General features: G+C 63.7%; 15 protein-coding genes. 4 read left to right on the top strand and 11 right to left on the bottom strand.

Annotation, left to right across the window (positions count from 1 at the left end; all coding sequences use genetic code 11):
* Positions 1-125 precede the first annotated feature (125 nt).
* Entirely contained in the window at positions 126-626 is a 501-nt protein-coding gene (locus tag OY559_RS08465; protein WP_277729585.1) for a hypothetical protein, read from the bottom strand.
* Between the two features lie 103 nt (positions 627-729).
* Positions 730-1560 carry an NAD-dependent epimerase/dehydratase family protein gene (locus OY559_RS08460; protein ID WP_277729584.1) on the bottom strand — a complete coding sequence of 277 codons (831 nt, stop codon included), beginning with the start codon at positions 1558-1560 and terminating at the stop codon, positions 730-732.
* A 97-nt stretch (positions 1561-1657) separates the two neighbouring features.
* Between OY559_RS08460 and OY559_RS08455 the strand changes: the two genes are divergently transcribed.
* Positions 1658-2437: a helix-turn-helix domain-containing protein gene (locus tag OY559_RS08455; protein WP_277729583.1), complete on the top strand. Its 780-nt coding sequence runs from the start codon at positions 1658-1660 to the stop codon at positions 2435-2437.
* A gap of 119 nt (positions 2438-2556) precedes the next feature.
* Positions 2557-3750: a serine hydrolase domain-containing protein gene (locus tag OY559_RS08450; RefSeq protein ID WP_277729582.1), complete on the top strand. Its 1194-nt coding sequence runs from the start codon at positions 2557-2559 to the stop codon at positions 3748-3750.
* 479 nt (positions 3751-4229) lie between these two features.
* Here the strand turns inward: OY559_RS08450 and OY559_RS08445 are convergent, their stop codons facing one another.
* The 3 genes from OY559_RS08445 to OY559_RS08435 form a co-directional block, all read right to left on the bottom strand.
* The gene (locus tag OY559_RS08445; RefSeq protein WP_277729581.1) at positions 4230-5318 is read right to left on the bottom strand and encodes a carboxypeptidase-like regulatory domain-containing protein; all 1089 of its coding nucleotides are present in this window, start codon (positions 5316-5318) and stop codon (positions 4230-4232) included.
* Positions 5319-5481: 163 nt separating this feature from the next.
* A complete protein-coding gene (locus OY559_RS08440) occupies positions 5482-6012 on the bottom strand; it encodes an REP-associated tyrosine transposase (protein WP_277729580.1) in 531 nt (176 codons plus the stop codon).
* A gap of 323 nt (positions 6013-6335) precedes the next feature.
* Positions 6336-8585 carry an NACHT domain-containing protein gene (locus OY559_RS08435; protein ID WP_277729579.1) on the bottom strand — a complete coding sequence of 750 codons (2250 nt, stop codon included), beginning with the start codon at positions 8583-8585 and terminating at the stop codon, positions 6336-6338.
* A 975-nt stretch (positions 8586-9560) separates the two neighbouring features.
* On the opposite strand from OY559_RS08435, the gene OY559_RS08430 reads away from it, so the two are divergent.
* Both OY559_RS08430 and OY559_RS08425 read left to right on the top strand, forming a co-directional pair.
* Positions 9561-9917 carry a cell envelope integrity TolA family protein gene (locus tag OY559_RS08430; RefSeq protein WP_277729578.1) on the top strand — a complete coding sequence of 119 codons (357 nt, stop codon included), beginning with the start codon at positions 9561-9563 and terminating at the stop codon, positions 9915-9917.
* A 236-nt stretch (positions 9918-10153) separates the two neighbouring features.
* Positions 10154-10441, top strand: coding sequence for a hypothetical protein (locus tag OY559_RS08425; RefSeq protein WP_277729577.1), 288 nt, complete (start codon positions 10154-10156; stop codon positions 10439-10441).
* Between the two features lie 190 nt (positions 10442-10631).
* Here the strand turns inward: OY559_RS08425 and OY559_RS08420 are convergent, their stop codons facing one another.
* From OY559_RS08420 to OY559_RS08395, 6 genes are all read right to left on the bottom strand, one after another.
* Complete coding sequence (locus tag OY559_RS08420; protein ID WP_277729576.1) at positions 10632-10991, bottom strand: helix-turn-helix domain-containing protein; 360 nt, start codon at positions 10989-10991, stop codon at positions 10632-10634.
* Positions 10988-11290 (bottom strand): type II toxin-antitoxin system HigB family toxin, encoded by a 303-nt coding sequence (locus OY559_RS08415; protein WP_277729575.1) that lies wholly within the window; start codon positions 11288-11290, stop codon positions 10988-10990. The genes OY559_RS08420 and OY559_RS08415 overlap by 4 nt, the downstream gene beginning before the upstream one ends.
* Before the next feature lie 197 nt (positions 11291-11487).
* Positions 11488-11778, bottom strand: coding sequence for a HigA family addiction module antitoxin (locus OY559_RS08410; RefSeq protein ID WP_093297534.1), 291 nt, complete (start codon positions 11776-11778; stop codon positions 11488-11490).
* Between the two features lie 23 nt (positions 11779-11801).
* Positions 11802-12083 (bottom strand): type II toxin-antitoxin system RelE/ParE family toxin, encoded by a 282-nt coding sequence (locus OY559_RS08405; protein ID WP_277729574.1) that lies wholly within the window; start codon positions 12081-12083, stop codon positions 11802-11804.
* Positions 12084-12467: 384 nt separating this feature from the next.
* Positions 12468-16112 (bottom strand): methylmalonyl-CoA mutase family protein, encoded by a 3645-nt coding sequence (locus tag OY559_RS08400; protein ID WP_277729573.1) that lies wholly within the window; start codon positions 16110-16112, stop codon positions 12468-12470.
* Between the two features lie 121 nt (positions 16113-16233).
* Positions 16234-17112, bottom strand: a complete 879-nt coding sequence (locus OY559_RS08395; protein WP_277729572.1) for an alpha/beta hydrolase — start codon at positions 17110-17112, stop codon at positions 16234-16236.
* Between the last annotated feature and the right edge of the window lies 1 nt (position 17113).

Raw genomic sequence — 17113 nt, 5'->3', positions numbered from 1 at the left:
TTGCCTTCCGCGCACGCGACACCTTGCGTAGCCCGGGCAAGGCCGCAGGCCGCACCCGGGGCGATGCATCAACCTTCACGACGTCCCGGATGCGCTTCGCTTACCCGGGCTACGGGATGGGCGCGTCAGTCACCTGCGCCCGACAGGCAGTCCTCCATCCACGGTTCCGCCAGCAGCGCGTCGCGCTGGTCGTCAGCTAGGCGCACGGCCTGGTAATAGGGGAAGCAGGAGCCGTCCGCACGCGTCAGGTCGGAAAGCTTGCCCTTACAGATCCGTAGCGGCTTGTCGATGCGCTGCCAGCCGTCCTCGCATTCGGTATCGGTCTGGACACTCTGACGACCACACACATGCGTGCGCCTCGCATCCGTGGGTGAGTCCGCGTGCGCGACGATCCTGCCTCTGTACTCTTTTCCGGTGGCGAAATGAAACCAGGTGCCGCAGATGCGACTGCCACGTTGTAGCAGCACGTAGCGGCTACATTCCTCCGGGGCTGTCGTGCCTGGACACGCCTCCCATTCCCCCGCGAAGGCGCCGCTTGCACCAGCGGAGGTGGGGGCCGCTTCGTTGCCCGCCTGCCCGGCGCGCATTCCCGTGCATGCCACCAGACCCAACAACGCCACCATCATCCATCTACGCATCCAGAATCCCTCCCGACGAGCGTTGCCCCATGCTACGGCGCGATCCGGTCACTCACAACACGATCGATAGCGAGAAGGTCGAGCCGCCTTGTCACGCTTGCCCTGCCCTCACCGCATCCGCCAGCCGCGGATACAGTGGCCGGAAGCCCAGGTCTTCACGCAAACGGCGACCGTCCATGACGGCGGCGAATGCTTTCGCGCGTTCGGGGTCGGTGCCGTCAGGTGGCGGCTGTCCCACCGAGGCGAACAGCGCCGCCAGGTCGGGGGCCTCGTCATCCACCACGTTGTAGATGCGATGCGCGGGCGATGCGCTGTCCAGCAACCGGACCACGGCCTGCGCCACGTCCGCGTGATGGCCGATGGACATGCGTTGTGTCGGCGGGAAGGTGCGCATGAACGGCACCACGTCCTGGATGTGCGGGTCGCCATCGCCGTAGACGAACGGCAGGCGCAGGATGCGCACGTCCAGACCGTCGATGGCCAGCAGCGTGCGTTCGGCGGCGAGCTTGCTCTGCGGGTAGGCATCCACGGGGGCGCACTCGTCGTCTTCCTGCGCCAGGGCACCGCCGTTGGGTCCATACACCAGGCCGGTACTCATGAACACGAAGCGCCCCACGCCAGCCTCGCGGGCGGCGTGCGCCAGGTGCTGCGTGCCGAGGTTGTTCACGGCGTGCGCTTCTTCCGGGGTGGCGCCGCGGAAGAACGCCGCGCAATGCACGACGGTATCCACGCCCCGCACCGCCGCCGGCAGCGCGTCCGGCTGCATCAGGTCGCCGGTGACCAGGTGGATGCCGTGGTCCGACAGGTCGGTCGCACGGGCGGGGTCGCGCACCAGGGCACGCACGGTGTGTCCGTGCTGCACAAGCCGCCTGGCGAGTCTGCTGCCTACTTTTCCGGTCGCGCCGGTCACGAGTATGTTCATGCGGCCACGGTAGCCGGCGCCCGCGCGATGGCATTGGAAAAAACGGCCATGCACCGGCGGGTTGCGGTGCGTCGGAACCGCCCACCACAATGACGGCATGCCTGCCGACCCTGCCCGCCACGCCGTGACGCCCACCCGTGGCGCATTGCCACCGATCCTTACGTTGGCGGTGAGTCATTACGCGACCGACCGGCAACGCGTAGCGGTGCCGCAGGTGGAGGCGCAAGTGGTGGTGCGTTTCGGGCCGTCGATTCCGGGCGGTGTCGATATCCATGCGATGGGCGCAAGGCGCCGGGTGCACCGGAAGCTGATCCGTGGCGGGCACCGCGCGGTGCTGGCGCGGTTGCAGCCAGGGACGTACGAGACGGTGCTGGGCGTGTCCGCGTCGGAGCTGATGGGGCGCACGGTGCCGATCGAGGATCTGTGGGGCCACGCGAGGGCGCAGCGTCTGCGGGCGCAACTCGCCGAAGCGCCCGACATGGACACGGCAGGTGGATTGCTGGAAGCGGCCGTCGCGAAGCGCATGGCGGGTGGCAAGGTGGCCGGCGCGATGCCGGCATTCCTGCCGATAGCCCTGGAGAAGCTGCAGGTGGCCAGCGTCGGCACGGTGGCGCGCGAGCTGGGCGTCAGCGAGCGTCATCTGCGACGGGTATTGCACGAGGTGCTGGGTGTCGGCCCCAAGACGTATGCGCGGCTGAAGCGGTTCGAGCAGGCGGTGCGCGCGGCGCAGTCGGGGGAAGACATCAACTGGTCGGCGATCGCGGCGGATGCGGGGTATTACGACCAGGCGCATCTGATCGCGGACTTCCAGGCGATGGCGGGGTGTACGCCGCGGCGTCTGCTGGCGGAGTTGCGGGAGACTTCCATCGCGTCGTAGGGCTGCGCACGGCCTCCGCCGCGAAGGCATCGCGGTACCGGGCGCGTGGACCCGCCTGCTTAAACCCCTTCTCCTCCCCCTGCATCAACCTCCTGGACACTCACGCCGGGAACCCTGCGATGCGTACCGAAGCCATCGTGCCGACACGCTTGCCCTGGCTGGGGCTGGTCCTGCTGCTGGCCAGTTGCACGCCGTCGTTGCGCTCGACAGTACAGGCCGATGGCCGCCTGAGGCCACCGACCCCTGCAGTCGAACACGACCTGCAGAGGATCCTCGACAAACACCGCATCACGACGGCCGGCCTGGGCATGCTCGTGGACGGCAAGCTCGTGTGGGCGCTCTACCACGGCGATGCCTCACAGGGTGTCCCCGCCAACGCGGCCACGCGCTTCAACGTTGCCTCCATCACCAAGACAGTGACGGCGGAAACCGCGTTGCGGCTCGCAGAAGCGGGTGAGCTGGACCTCGATGAATCCCTGGCTGCGTATTGGGTGGATCCGGATATCGCCGGCGACCCGCGACTGCCGTCGCTGACCGCACGCACGGTGCTCACGCACACCACGGGCTTTCCCAACTGGCGGTTCTTCCGCAGCGACGGGAAGCTCGCCTTCACGCGCACGCCCGGCGAGGCGTACGGCTATTCCGGTGAAGGGTTCGAATACCTCGCGCGTGCGATCTCCAACAAACTGCAGCGTCCGTTCCCGCAGGTGGTACGGGAACGGGTACTCGAACCGGCGGGGATGCAGCATGCGGTGATGGAAGTGCGGCGCGACGGGCTGCGCGACGTCGCCGTTCCTGTCGACGATGAGGGCGTGGCACACGGGGTGTGGTGCCGACCGAACGGGTGGTGTCGTGGGGAAGGCAGCTATTCCGCCGCCGACGACATGCTGATCACCGTGCCCGACTACGCGCGCTTTCTCGGCATGGTGGCCCGGCAGGAATCCCGCAATGCCGGCACGCCGTTCGCGCGGAGCCGGGTGCGGGTGGATACCGGCGATGATGCGGTCGTGCGCTGCGGAGACGGCGCAGGCGTCGATTGTCCGCGTGCGCAGGGATATGGGCTGGGGTTCCAGATCATCGAAGATGAGGCGACACGCATTGTTGGCCATGGCGGCAACGATTGGGCGGAAGTCACGCTGGGGTACATCCGGCTGCCGACGCGTGATGGGCTGGTCATTTTCCTCAACGCGCCGAACGCGCGTGGATTGGCGGCCATGCCGGACCTGGTGGAACGGCTGGACCCGGACTCGCCCTTCCCCAACCAGTACCGGCGATGGCTGGCGCACGATCTCGCGCAGAAGGCTACGCGCTGAGATCCTCTGGCGGTGCGGGGTTGGGACCGGCTGACTGACTGCGTGTGCGGCGGCTGTCGACGGCGGGATGAATGCCGCGTCCTGCATGGGCGTTAGAGGCTTTTCGGTGAAGCGTTGCGTGCTTTTCGCCCTCGCGTGGATCTCTTCCGGTGTCCCGACACCCTTTTCGGCTATCGCGAGGACCTAAATGAGAGAAGAGAGACCCGTAGAGAGTGTCGCGCCAGGCTTTTTCGGTATCGCGAGACCCTTTTTCGGTCTCGCGACACCCTTTTTGGTCGAACGTTGGACCTTAGTGAGAGACGAGAGACCCTTTTGGGTCAAACGTTGGACCTTGCTGTGAGAAGAAAGACCCTTTTCCGGTGTCGCGAGACCGTTAGTGAGAGAAGAGACCCGTCGAGGGTCACGCGGGCACGTAGGGCGGGCTCAAGCCCGCCTTACGCGTTTACGGCCCCCCTGCTGCCCGCCGCGTCTTCCGCCCACTAGCGGCACACGAAAAAGCACCCCAGCATCGACTTGTCCAGGCTCACCTGCAGGGTCTCGCCATCCTTCGTGATGTGTACGGTCTTGGAGAAGGTGACCGAGTTCCTGACGTCCTCCATCCAGACGGACAGGTGGTCGTTGGAGCCGATGTACTGGTTGCCGGCGTACACGTCGGTGCGGCCGGTCACTTCGGTGCGGGCGACGGTCTCGGTGTAGGAGAAGTCGACGATCAGCTGGTATTCGCCGGGCGGCATGTTGGTGAAACGGAAGCTGCCCTGGTCGTCCAGCACGGTGGTGACCATGAAGTGTTTGGCGATGTGTTCGGGAATGCGGTCCGGCATCTTCTGGCTCTGCTTGACCCTCTCGAACCACTGCTTGAACTCGTCGCTCATCCAGATCAGGCCGACGGCCTGGCTGCCCTTGGGCGGGTAGCGTTTCTTGGCCAGCACGGCGTTCTTGAAGAAGGCAGTGCCGGTGATGGTGGAGGTGCCGACCGGGCGGACTTCGGCGGTGGCCTCGGCTAGGCTCTTGCCGCCGGTGAAGGGCTTGCCGGCCAGGCAGTCGCGCATGGCGTCGCGCGCCTGGTCCAGGCCGTCGTAGGACAGGCGGAATACGTCCACGCCGTCCACGCGCACCTGCATGCCGGTTTCCTTGGGGCGCATGGAGGCCATGGTCTGCTTGAGGTCGCCGATGGGCACCATCAGGAAGCCGCCGCCTTTGGCGCCGCTGGCCGGCATCAGGGCGCCGCGCAGGGTCGCGGGCGGCAGGCCGTCCTGCTGCAGTTCGAGGGTGACCTCCTGTGCGGCCGGGGGCGTGGCGATGCGGGGGCCGTGCATCAGGATGGCGGCGGTGGGCGATGTGGCGGTGGGGCCGACGAGGGCCAGTTGGGACTGGTCTTTGGTGGCGGCGGTGAAGCGGGCCATGCAGCCTTTGCCGGACGCGCCGCCGGGTTGCTGCAGGAACCAGGCGCCGTCGGTGTTGCGGGTGATGAGGCGGCCTTCGTCGTCGGCGGCGCGTGCCGGGGCGGTGAAGCCGAAGGTGGCGGCCAGCAGGGTGAGCAGTGCGGGGGTCAGGCGGCGGGGCGTCATCACGGGCGTCCGATGTCCAGATGGGTGTGATTGTGACGATTCCGCGGGAGGTTCACGAGTGACGTTGATCCCGTGTTGAGGGGCGTTGGTCACTGCATCCTTCGCCGCGATCAGCCATGCAACCGTAGGGCGGGCTCAAGCCCGCCATCGCGCGCACTCGCCGTCACCGCTCCCCCACCCCATCCAAAGCAACGGGCCCAGACGCCCAATCGACCGGATACTCCCCCGCCGCTACCCATTGCCGGAAAGACGAATACGGCCACTCGCCCGCACGCGCCGCATGCCCATGCTTCACCGGATTGATATGCACGTAATCGACATGGCGACGCAGGTCGTCTTCATCGCGGATCAGGTGTTCCCAATAGCGCCGTTGCCAGATACCCCGCTCGCGGCGAGCGATACGTTGCGATGACCGACGTTCTTTGGCCGGCAATGCCCGGCTGAAGCCGGATTTGATCTGCGCCCAGCGGTTGGCGTTGTCGGCGTCACCCTCTGGCAGCCGCCACACGCAATGCAGGTGGTCCGGCAACACGACGATGGCCAGCACATGGAACGGTCGCGCCGCCCCCGCCACCCGGAACGCATCACGCAGCAGATCGACGTGCTCGACGAGCAAGCAGCGGCGACGCTTCAACAGGTTCACGGTGAAGAAATAGGTGCCGCCCGGCACCCAGACGCGGCGGTAATTCGACATGCTGGCAGCGTGCCGGAGCAATCACGCGATCACCGTCGTCGCAGACCCCACACCCATGTCGGAGAACTTCGACCCGCGCAAGCCTTAAGCCGGTGGGCCAGGGCCCACCCTACGCAATCCATCGCCGCTCGGCGCGCTCCGGTATCCAATCAAGCGTAGGGCTCAAGCCCGCCTTACGGGTTGAGGCCGTATAGGAGTGTCGTTGATCCCGTGTAGGGGGCGGTGGCAAACCGGGCCATCTATCCCTCCAACGGCAGGTCCGGCAAGTGGCTCAAGCCCACCCTACGGATTACGACCAAGCCATCCACAAATACGCAAGAAAACTAGTCAACAACCTCAGATAAGAACCTCTTGAAATCGCCCCCCGAGCGAGCAATCGCATCCTGCAACGCACTCATATGCCTAATAAGTCGATAACGCTGCTGATTACCAGATCCCCGATATGGAACCACTTCCAACACTTGTGCTCCCAACAGCTCAGGGAGAGCATCATCAAAGAATGTTGACGCCAATAGTCCGAGCTTCATGCGGAGAGTGTCTTCGTTGTGCTGCGTGCCACGCATAAATGCGCGAATGACCTTCTCGGTCGCTACTAGCTCGCGATCAGGCTCACGCACATCAAATATGTCAGCCTGTGAGTCACCTTGGACAACGAATCCAGAGGCCCTCAATCGATCGTCGATTGCTGCCGGATCAAAAATCGTCTCTTCACCATCCACAACACATGCAACCGAAGATTCTTCGATGAGGGCCTGAAGCTCCATCCCGTCAGAAAACTCCAGCCTCTCAAACTTACACTTCCTGAATACAACACCCTCAAACTTTGATCCGAACAGACCGGTAGGACCAAAATAGCAACCTTCGAACTCAACACGATGTAGACCTTTAGCTTGGAGCGCGGAAGGACCAAAACTGAGTCCACGAACCAGCAAAGGTTCGTCAAACTTCTCGAAACTGATAGCCCGAAGCAACAATCCCCCGGCATTCTCCAACACAAAAGACGTCGGGAGCTCACCACCACCAATAGCAAGCAGTACATCAACTAGTGCAGCCCTTGAACCACCTTCCCTCTCATGAACTAACAAAGCCTCATCAGCGGTCTCGTTCGATATCGCTGCAACTTTTAGAAATGAACGAATATCTTCGCGATGAACACTCGCAAGAACGTGGCCAAGCGCCACACCCAAGAAGAACTCTCTAAAGTCCTCATGATCGAATGCGAGCCCGCCCCTTGCGCCGGGCGTACGAATGAGAAGCGCATGATGCTTCACGCGTTCACGAATCTGCCGTGAAACAGTAGGAGATTTCCCCCGTTCATCACAGAAGAGATCAGCAACCACATCAACGATGTCCTCCCTGAGAACATCGGTAGTGGATATCCACATCTCTTTCGCGACTGCAGCAAGAAGAGCCAAATGCTCTTCAACGGTCAGCAGTGCTTGACCCTCTCGACCCTCTTTATCAAGCCACTTTTCGGCCGCTTCTCGCTCAACTATTGCGAGCACAAACTGATGAAAATAGTCCTGAGGTTTGTTGCCTATTTTTGACAGTAAATCACCAACATCGGAAAGACCACTCGAAACATCAAAAAGCCTACGCACCAAAACAGCTCGAGTCAGCAGCGGATGCGAAGCATCAAATCTCGCAGCAACTTGGTCATAGATCCTCCCCGCATCACGCCTACCTCGCTTCAAGCCATATTCTTCGAACTGCTCGCGTGTCCACCTCTGAAGTGAGAGCCTAGAGAACGCAACAGAATCCTCACTACCAATGGCATCAAACAAACGCGCTTGCGTCTTGAAACTTTGATATTCAAAGAAAGCTTTTCTGGCAGCAAGGAGGACTCGGCCCTCAGAGTTCAACTGATTCATAAGGTTACCAAGCGCAGACACTGCCTCTCCCGAAGAACCCTCGACAATCATTTCTTCGAAACCGTCGAACGCGGGGACGACCACACCCATGCGCACCAGCTCAATGAATCCATCAAAGAACCAATACTGAAATCTAAATCTATTCATCAGAGCGCTAATGACGAGCTCGTCAAATCTAAGAAATGCGCGTCCGCCAAGAGGAACAGGAAGCAGCAACCAATCCTTATCCTTCTTCTTGTAGTCCGTCGCCACCTTTCTTGCCAGCGCGCTAATGAGCGTAGTCTTCCCTTCGCCCGCATCTGACGTTAAGTAAGTAACCAGAGTCGTGCCGGGCATCTGAACCGAAAGCGCACGCTCACAACCGTCCAGCGCATCTACACTGACAACGTCCAAACCCGCTGGCGACTCCTCAAGACTCGGTAGCAGACGAGCGGACGGCGTAACGAAGTTTGGAGTCTCAGGAACATAGGAAAGAATTCGATCAGCGAGCTGCGGAAGCTTTGCCACTCGCCGAACGATCCAACTCTCAGCAGGCTGACATAAGCCGTCCTCATCTACGTAGAGAACACCATGTCGACGTTCCAAGCGCGCAGTCAAAACTTCATCCAGAAGCTGTACTACAAACTCCCCCTTATCGACATCGATACTTGACGGCGTCTCTGCGAAGCTCGAAATAATTCTCTTGAAGTCTGAGACTTGCACAGTCAACTCCAGTTTATGCGCTTATAGGGCGGTGATGGCAGAGCTTCGTAATACTTCGGGACTCTCGGTGAGGCACTGGTACTGATGTGCACGACTGACTTTGCGCTCCTAGATGCCATATATAACCCGGGCCAAACATCATCATCTCGACTTACAACCCCAAGAATAGATCCCTCGGCTTGAGAGCCATCAATGAGGTCGGCCACCATCATTGAATCCACAACCTTTTGTTCCTGCTTATGAAGGACACCATCGGGCTGAGCATAACAACCCTGAGCAGAACAAACCTCTGAGTCCAAGAATTTTTGCATTGCGATTAAGGGACAACTCTCGTTGTCGGAACAAGACAGCCAAGGTCTCTCTTCGCACTTCAAATTTCTTGGATACCCCTTCCTTCGAAAGGTGTTTGTAATGAGCGCTTTTGGAGCAGCAAGAATTGTTGTTGCAAGCTCCCCTCTAATTAGAATTGGAGCACTCGCATGGGGGCTTTGATAGCGAACTGGCGATATCGCCCTTAGCTCTGCTGACAATGCTTGTCCCAAGCGCGTAAGAGTCCCCCCTTCATACCATCCTCCATATAAGCGAACACGTACGGAGGAGGGAACCATTGAGGGGTCATCCATTAGAGACACAGTCTTACGGAGCAGGTGATCCAGTCCTTGGCGTCTTTCAGAATGATCAACATTGTCATAGTCAATGAAAACGAGCATTGCGCCTCAACTTTTATTGATTAGCTCCGTCAAAGCCTGCATAGATCAAGTCCCATGCAGCTCCCTCATCAAGCTCAATTCTCGAACAATAAACGACATCTAAAGCCTGTACCCCCTACTTCGTTCCAATCATATCGCGTGCCGATCCCCTACTATTCGATCAACCAACCTCATTAGCCCGAGCACTAGCGGCGCGCGTTTCACGCCTTGCTGCACCCTTGCCCCATGAAGTCTCCCATCCCCATCCCTGACGCCCGCCCCCCACATGAGTGACGCGCCAAGCCGCACGCGCGCGGCGTCGCTAAGCCCGCTAGACAGGGAAGACGTCTACATCAAACGGCACGAACGCAGGATCGCCTCCCTGGCGAGCCTGCTCGTGCACGTCCTGTTCGTCCTGGCCCTGCTGCACTCCTCCAAGATCACCCTGTCCCAGCCCGAGAGCAGCGGCTCTGGCGGCGCGCGCGTGAAGGTCGACTTCCTGGGCGACCCCACCGACGCCACCCCCAACCCGCCCGTCCCCCCGACCGGCACCCAGAACCCCAGCAGAACGCCCCAAACCCCTCAAGCCCCTCGTCACCACCCCGTCACCTCACCCCCCGGTGGACGCCACCCGCGTGACTGAAGCTGAGAACCCTGTCGCCCCTGACGAAACCCAACCCCAGCCCCCCCCGCCAGCCAACAAGCCATCGCCCCACCCCAGAACCGCCCCCCGTCCAGCCCACCTGCCTGGCGCCGCTCCGCCCTGCTGGGGGCCCCCCCGGGCATGCTCGCCCAGGAAACCGCCCCGAGAACTACGGCCCCACCCTCGGCACCGGCCAACGCCAGGGCAACCAGCAAGGCAACGCCGCCACCCCCAGCATGGAAGTGGACGGCCACCAGATCTACTACGACCTGCGCAACGAACTGAAAGTCGCCGACTGGCAGGCCCAGGGCATGAAGGAAGTCTCCTTCCCCCTGCCCGGCCGCCGCGAACTGATGGTCTGCGCCCTGGAGATCGTCGCCACCCGCGGCTCCGGCGGCTGCCGCCTCATGCAACCCAACGACCCCGACCTGGCCACCATCGGCGACGCCCGCGACGTGGTCAACGTGATGCGCATCTACCGCCGCGGCGAACTGATCTGGCGCGGACCGGGGGCGTACCGCTGACGGACCCGTAGGCTGGGTTGATAAACCCAGCATCGGATGTTTCCACGCACGCGATGCTGGGTTTATCAACCCAGCCTACGAAAGCCGGCTTCGTGATCCGCAAAGAAAAACCCCGCCGATGCGGGGTTTTTAGTAGTGCGACTTTCATGCGGCGACGGTGCACCCGTCGCAGGACGACGCCGTCCTGGTCTCATGCACCGATCAGGCTCTCCGCCGGAATACCGAGATTCCGGTGCAGGTTGCGGATCATCTCGAGGGTGAGCCCGCGCTTGCGGCTCAACACCTCGTAGACGCGGTTGGGCTGCCCGATGGAGGGCACCAGATCTTTCACGGTCAGGCCACCCTGCTCCATGCGGAAGCGGATTGCTTCGATGGGGTCCGGGGCCTCGATCGGAAAGTGCTTGGCTTCGTAGGATTCGACGAGCGTGGCCAGAATCTCGAAACGGTCCCCCTCTTCCGTGCCTGGCAAAGGCTCGTTGTCGAAATAGGCCGACAGCTCGCGCAACGCGGCCTTGTAGTCTTTATCGGTGCGGATGGGATGGATGTTCATGGATCCTCCACGGTGGCGGCATCAATCCGGTTGTACTCGGTGTGGGTGCCGATGAACTTGATGTAGATGGCCTGGAACCGATAAGCCACCGCGACAATGAGCCGGTAGTCGTTGCCCTTGATGTTGAACACCACGCGGTTGTGACCGACAAAGCTGGCACTGGCGTAACGATTGCGGATGTCCTGGGGCGTGCCCCAGACGGCGTGCCTGGCTTCGTCGTACCACGCCTTGAGGGGTTGTTCGGCGTCGGGGTGGCGCTCCCAGAAAACCCTCAAGGTGCCGACGGCGATGACCTTCATGGATTCAGGTTAGTCCCAAATTGGGACTAGTGCAAGCCACATAGCCCGGGTGAGCGCAGCGCCTGGGGGCATCGGGACGTGTCGGCACCCTGTGCTGCGCAGGGAGAGGGAGACTTCGGTTGTTCTGCGCAAAGAAAAAACCCCGCCGAGGCGGGGTTTCGTCCTGAACACTCAGGCGACGGCGTGCGCTGCACGACTCATGCCGCGATGCGCTCGATCCTGGACACCGCAGCGCCCAGCGAGCGGTGCGCCTCTTCCAGATCGTAGTCCGCCTGCAGACCCAGCCAGAAACGCTCGCTCGTACCCAGCGCTGCCGCCAGCCTGACCGCCGTGTCGGCCGTGACGCCGCGCTTTCCGAGCACGATCTCGTTGATACGGCGCGGCGGCACATCCGCGGCACGCGCCAGCGCATTCTGGCTGATGCCCATCGGCAACAGGAACTCCTCCAGCAGCACTTCACCGGGGTGGATATTGGGCAGGGTCTTCATGGAAGAACTCCTCTCATGACAGTTCAGTGGTAATCGACGATGTCCACGCCGTGCGCGTCGCCACCCTTCCAGCGGAAGCAGACGCGCCATTGATCGTTGATCCGGATGCTGTGCTGGCCCTTGCGGTCGCCCTTCAACACCTCCAACCGGTTCGCTGGCGGAATGCGCAGATCGTCCAGCGTGGCCGCGTTGTTCAGCATGCGAAGCTTGCGACGGGCAACGGCCTGCATATCGGCCGGCAGACGCCGCGAGGGCGTGCCGTTCCAGACTTTCTCGGCTTCCTTGTCGGCGAAGTCCCGGATCACGGGGCTACCATAACGCTGGCCGTCATAGGACGCAACCCGTCGTGCGCATCTACCGCCACGGCGAACTGATCTGGCGCGGGCCGGGGGCGTACCGGTAAGCGCGCAAGCCGCCGCTGCTCCCTTCTCCCTGCGCAGCGGGGAGAAGGTGCCCAACGGGCGGATGAGGGGCCGGGCGCGGTAACAAACCGGGCGCCGACACGTCCGTCTCTCCGCTCGCCCCTCACCCGCCTTCGGCACCCACCCCGGCCGGGCGAAGCACGCCCGGCGTTCTGATGACCTGCGCGGCATGCCGCGCAAGCAGATCATCCTTACCCCCGCTGCGCAGGGAGAGGGGAGCAAAAAACCCGCCTTCCGGCGGGTTTCCTTTTCCACGACCGCGGCGGCTTACATGTTCCGCCGGTACTCGCCGCCCACGTCATACAGCGCGTGACTGATCTGGCCCAGACTGTGCGTCTTCACCGCTTCCACCAGTGCCTCGAACACATTGCGGCGCTCGCGCGCAGCGCGCTGCAGGTAGGCCAGGCCGTGGCCGTCGTGCACTTCCGGCTCGGCGTGTTCTTCCAGCGCGGCGGCGTGGCTGTGGTCGGTCTCGCCTTCCGGCGCCAGCGCATTGCGGCTGGCCTGCCAGGCGCGGACGTTGGCGATCTGCTGGGCCTTCTCTTCTTCGGTCGAACGGATCAGCTCGATCTCGGTGGCGATCTCGCCGCCGTGCTCGCGCGGCAGGAAGGTGTTCACGCCCACCAGCGGCAGGCTGCCGTCGTGCTTCTTGTGCTCGTAGTACAGCGACTCTTCCTGGATCTTGCCGCGCTGGTACATGGTGTCCATGGCGCCGAGCACGCCACCGCGCTCGCTGATGGCCTCGAACTCCTTGTAGACCGCCTCTTCCACGATGTCCGTCAGCTCGTCCACGACGAAGCTGCCCTGCCACGGGTTCTCGTTGAAGTTCAGCCCCAGCTCCTTGTTGATGATCATCTGGATGGCGACCGCGCGGCGCACGCTCTCTTCCGTCGGCGTGGTGATCGCCTCGTCATAGGCATTCGTGTGCAGGCTGTTGCAGTTGTCGAACAGCGCATACAACGCCTGCAGCGTGGTGCGGATGTCGTTGAACTGGATCTCCTGCGCGTGCAGCGACCGGCCCGAGGTCTGGATGTGGTACTTCATCATCTGGCTGCGCTCGTTGGCGCCGTAACGCTCGCGCATGGCGCGCGCCCAGATGCGCCGCGCGACGCGGCCGATGACGGTGTACTCCGGGTCCATGCCGTTGCTGAAGAAGAACGACAGGTTGGGCGCGAAGTCGTCGATCTTCATGCCGCGCGCCAGGTAGTACTCCACGATGGTGAAGCCATTGGACAGCGTGAAAGCCAGCTGGCTGATCGGGTTCGCCCCGGCCTCGGCGATGTGGTAACCGCTGATGCTCACCGAGTAGAAGTTGCGCACGCCGTTGTCGACGAAGTACTGCTGGATGTCCCCCATCATGCGCAGGGCGAACTCGGTGCTGAAGATGCAGGTGTTCTGCGCCTGGTCTTCCTTCAGGATGTCGGCCTGCACGGTGCCGCGCACGGTGGCCAGCGTCTCGGCCTTGATGCGGGCATACGTTTCTTCGTCCACCAGCTGGTTGCCGGTGATGCCCAGCAGGCCCAGGCCCAGACCGTTGTTGGTCGGCGGCAGCTCGCCGTGGTACTGCGGCCGCGCGCGGCCCTCGAAGAACGCGTCGATCTTCTTCTGCGCCTCGGCCCAGCGCGCGTCGTCGGCCTTGAGGTACTTCTCCACCTGCTGGTCGATGGCGGTGTTCATGAACATCGCCAGGATCATCGGCGCCGGGCCATTGATGGTCATCGACACCGACGTGGTGGGCGCGCACAGGTCGAAGCCGGAGTACAGCTTCTTCATGTCGTCCAGCGTGGGGATGTTGACGCCGGAGTTGCCGATCTTGCCGTAGATGTCGGGGCGCGGCGCCGGGTCCTCGCCGTACAGCGTGACGCTGTCGAAGGCGGTGGACAGGCGCGCGGCCGGCTGGCCGACGCTGAGGTAATGGAAGCGGCGGTTGGTGCGCTCCGGCGTGCCCTCGCCGGCGAACATGCGGATGGGGTCCTCGCCGGTGCGACGGTACGGGTACACGCCGCCGGTGTACGGATAGCTGCCGGGGAGATTCTCCTTCTGCAGGAAGGTCAGCTGCTCGCCCCAGCTGCGGTACTTCGGCGGCGCGATCTTCGGGATCTGCTGATGGCTGAGCGAGGTGGTGTAGTTGTCGATGCGGATGGTCTTGCCGCGCACTTCGTATTCGTTGACCGGGTCGGTGACGGCCTTGTGGCGGGCGGGCCATTCGCGCAGCAGCTTCAGCGCCTCGGACGAGAGCGACTGGATGGCGTCGTTGTAGCGCTGGCGCAGCGTCAGCAGCGAGCGGTCGACATTGACCGCCCCTTCCCCCGCCTGCGGGGGAAGGCTGGGATGGGGGCCTGCCTCACCGCGCGCGCCCCCATCCGCCCTTCGGGCACCTTCCCCCGCAAGCGGAGGAAGGAGGCTGTCGGCCGAGTACAACTCCAACGCCTTCGGCAGCGCCGCATCGTCCAGGTCCTTCAACGCATTCCAGTAATGCTGCGCGCGGCTGGCGGTTTCGGCTTCGGTCTCGATGCGGCGGTTGATGCCGCGGCCCTGTTCGGCGATCTCGGCCAGGTAGCGCACGCGCGCGCCGGGGATCAGCACGGTGGCGCGCGGTTCCTTCAGCTCCGTGTCGATGGACGGCGTCCATTTCTCCGCCGGCAGCTGCAGCTTGTCGCGCAGCAGGCGGCACAGGTTGGCGAACATCCAGCTGACGCCGGGGTCGTTGAACTGGCTGGCGATGGTGGGATACACAGGCACGTCGGCGTCCGGGGTCTGGAACGCCACGCGGTTGCGCTTCCACTGCTTGCGCACGTCGCGCAGGGCGTCTTCGGCGCCGCGCTTGTCGTACTTGTTCAGCACGATCAGCTCGGCGAAGTCGATCATGTCGATCTTCTCCAGCTGGCTGGCCGCGCCGTAGTCGCTGGTCATCACGTACATGGGGAAGTCGACCAGGTCGACGATCTCCGAATCGCTCTGGCCGATGCCGGCGGTTTCCACGATGACCAGGTCGAAGCCGAGCGACTTGAGGAACGCGATGCAGTCCTTCAGCATGGCATTCGTCGCCACATGCTGGCGACGCGTGGCCATGGAGCGCATGTAGATGCGTTCGCTGCGCAGTGCGTTCATGCGAATGCGGTCGCCGAGCAGCGCGCCACCGGTGCGGCGACGGGTGGGATCGACCGAGATCACCGCGATGTGCATCTGCGGGAAGCAGGACAGGAAGCGGTTCATCAGTTCGTCGGTGACCGACGATTTGCCGGCGCCGCCGGTGCCGGTGATGCCGATGACCGGGGTGGCGCGGGCGGGGAACGGCGCATGCGGGCCCTTGGCCCATTGCGCGCGCAGCTTCTCCAGTTCGGATTCGGACAGCACGCCGTCCTCGATGGTGCTGAGCATGCGGCCGATGCCGGCTTCGTCGGTGAGCGCGGGCGCGACCGATGCGTTCCATTCGCGCTGGCCGTTGACCGGGTGGCGCGCGTCCTCGGCGCGCTTGACCACGTCCTGGATCATCTCCACCAGCCCCATCTTCATGCCGTCGTTGGGGTGGTAGATGCGCTCCACGCCGTAGGCCTGCAGTTCGGCGATCTCTTCCGGCGTGATGGTGCCGCCGCCGCCGCCGAACACGCGCACGTGGCCGGCGCCGCGTTCCTTCAGCATGTCGACCATGTACTTGAAGTACTCGACGTGGCCGCCCTGGTAGCTGGACAGCGCGATGCCGTCGGCGTCTTCCTGCAGCGCGGCGCGGACAACGTCCTCGACGCTGCGGTTATGGCCCAGGTGGACCACTTCCGCGCCCTCGCCCTGGATCAGCCGCCGCATGATGTTGATGGCGGCGTCGTGCCCGTCGAACAGGCTGGCGGCGGTCACGAAGCGCAGCGGCGTGGCATCGGCCTGGGCTGCGGGAAACTGGCTGGCGGGTGTGCTCACGCGTGCTCACTTACAGGTGCGGACAGACGCGGGATTGTAGCCGTTCGCGCGTCATGACCTCACCAATTGCACACCAGTGGACACGGCACGCACACCCTACGGTGGCGTGCGGTGACGCGTGTCAGCACAGCCCGAACGGCAGCTCCCGCGTGGAGACCACGCGCTGGCCGACGGTTTCGCCACGCAGGAAACGCAATGCGGCGTCGAGTGTTTCCGGCGCGATGGTCACGCGGTGGTGGCCGAGCCCGGTGGTGCTGAGCAGCGTGGCCTGCGGCCAGTAGCGCGCATAGCGTTCGCCTTCGCACCACGGCACGTCGGTGTCTTCCAGGTCGTGCACGATCAGGCCCGGACGCGCGATGCGCGGGGCCGTGGCGTGCGCGTGCAGTTCGCGCACGTCGTGGGCGGTCAGTTCCTGGTACTCGTCGAACAGGCGCCGGCTGAGGAACTGCGCCAGCCCCACCATGCCGCCGAAACGGCGCGCGGCATCGAAGGGATCGGCGGCGGGCGCCAGCAGGATCACGCGTTCGGCCTGCATGCCGCGCGCCATCGCGATCGCCGCCGCCGCGCCGCCGAGCGAATGCCCCACGACCGCCGCCAACGGTCCGATGTGTTCGGCCACCCGCGCCGCCGCCTCGGCGAACATCGGCAGGGTCGCGCGCCGGCCACTGCTGCGGCCATGCGCCGGCTGGTCGAACGCGACGACGGCATAACCGGCGCGGCGCAGCGGCTCCACCCACGGCAGGAAGCGCAGGCCGAAGCTGGACCAGCCATGCACCAGCAGCACGGTCGGTTCGCGCTGCGGGTCGCCCCAGGTGTAGGTGGCCAGGCGTTCGCGGCCGAAGGCCAGTTCGCCGATACGTGCACCGCCGGTCTCGCTCTGGCGGGCACGGGTGCGTGCACCGGGCATGGGTGTGCAGAACAACTGGAAGGCCCGGGCCAGCGTGCTGCGCGGGGCCAGCCAGCTGCCGACCGCGAAGCGCGCGCTCAGCAGCGACAGCATC

The sequence above is a fragment of the Pseudoxanthomonas sp. SE1 genome (assembly GCF_029542205.1).
Lineage (GTDB): Bacteria > Pseudomonadota > Gammaproteobacteria > Xanthomonadales > Xanthomonadaceae > Pseudoxanthomonas_A.
This window is presented reverse-complemented; position numbering and strand designations above follow the sequence as displayed.

What these genes read in the sequence shown, in the direction of transcription:
- OY559_RS08465 (WP_277729585.1), bottom strand. Translation starts at nt 626, where the DNA reads ATGATGGTGGCGTTGTTGGGTCTGGTGGCATGCACGGGAATGCGCGCC.
- OY559_RS08460 (WP_277729584.1), bottom strand. Translation starts at nt 1,560, where the DNA reads ATGAACATACTCGTGACCGGCGCGACCGGAAAAGTAGGCAGCAGACTC.
- OY559_RS08455 (WP_277729583.1), top strand. Translation starts at nt 1,658, where the DNA reads ATGCCTGCCGACCCTGCCCGCCACGCCGTGACGCCCACCCGTGGCGCA.
- OY559_RS08450 (WP_277729582.1), top strand. Translation starts at nt 2,557, where the DNA reads ATGCGTACCGAAGCCATCGTGCCGACACGCTTGCCCTGGCTGGGGCTG.
- OY559_RS08445 (WP_277729581.1), bottom strand. Translation starts at nt 5,318, where the DNA reads ATGACGCCCCGCCGCCTGACCCCCGCACTGCTCACCCTGCTGGCCGCC.
- OY559_RS08440 (WP_277729580.1), bottom strand. Translation starts at nt 6,012, where the DNA reads ATGTCGAATTACCGCCGCGTCTGGGTGCCGGGCGGCACCTATTTCTTC.
- OY559_RS08430 (WP_277729578.1), top strand. Translation starts at nt 9,561, where the DNA reads ATGAGTGACGCGCCAAGCCGCACGCGCGCGGCGTCGCTAAGCCCGCTA.
- OY559_RS08425 (WP_277729577.1), top strand. Translation starts at nt 10,154, where the DNA reads ATGGAAGTGGACGGCCACCAGATCTACTACGACCTGCGCAACGAACTG.
- OY559_RS08420 (WP_277729576.1), bottom strand. Translation starts at nt 10,991, where the DNA reads ATGAACATCCATCCCATCCGCACCGATAAAGACTACAAGGCCGCGTTG.
- OY559_RS08415 (WP_277729575.1), bottom strand. Translation starts at nt 11,290, where the DNA reads ATGAAGGTCATCGCCGTCGGCACCTTGAGGGTTTTCTGGGAGCGCCAC.
- OY559_RS08410 (WP_093297534.1), bottom strand. Translation starts at nt 11,778, where the DNA reads ATGAAGACCCTGCCCAATATCCACCCCGGTGAAGTGCTGCTGGAGGAG.
- OY559_RS08395 (WP_277729572.1), bottom strand. Translation starts at nt 17,112, where the DNA reads ATGCTGTCGCTGCTGAGCGCGCGCTTCGCGGTCGGCAGCTGGCTGGCC.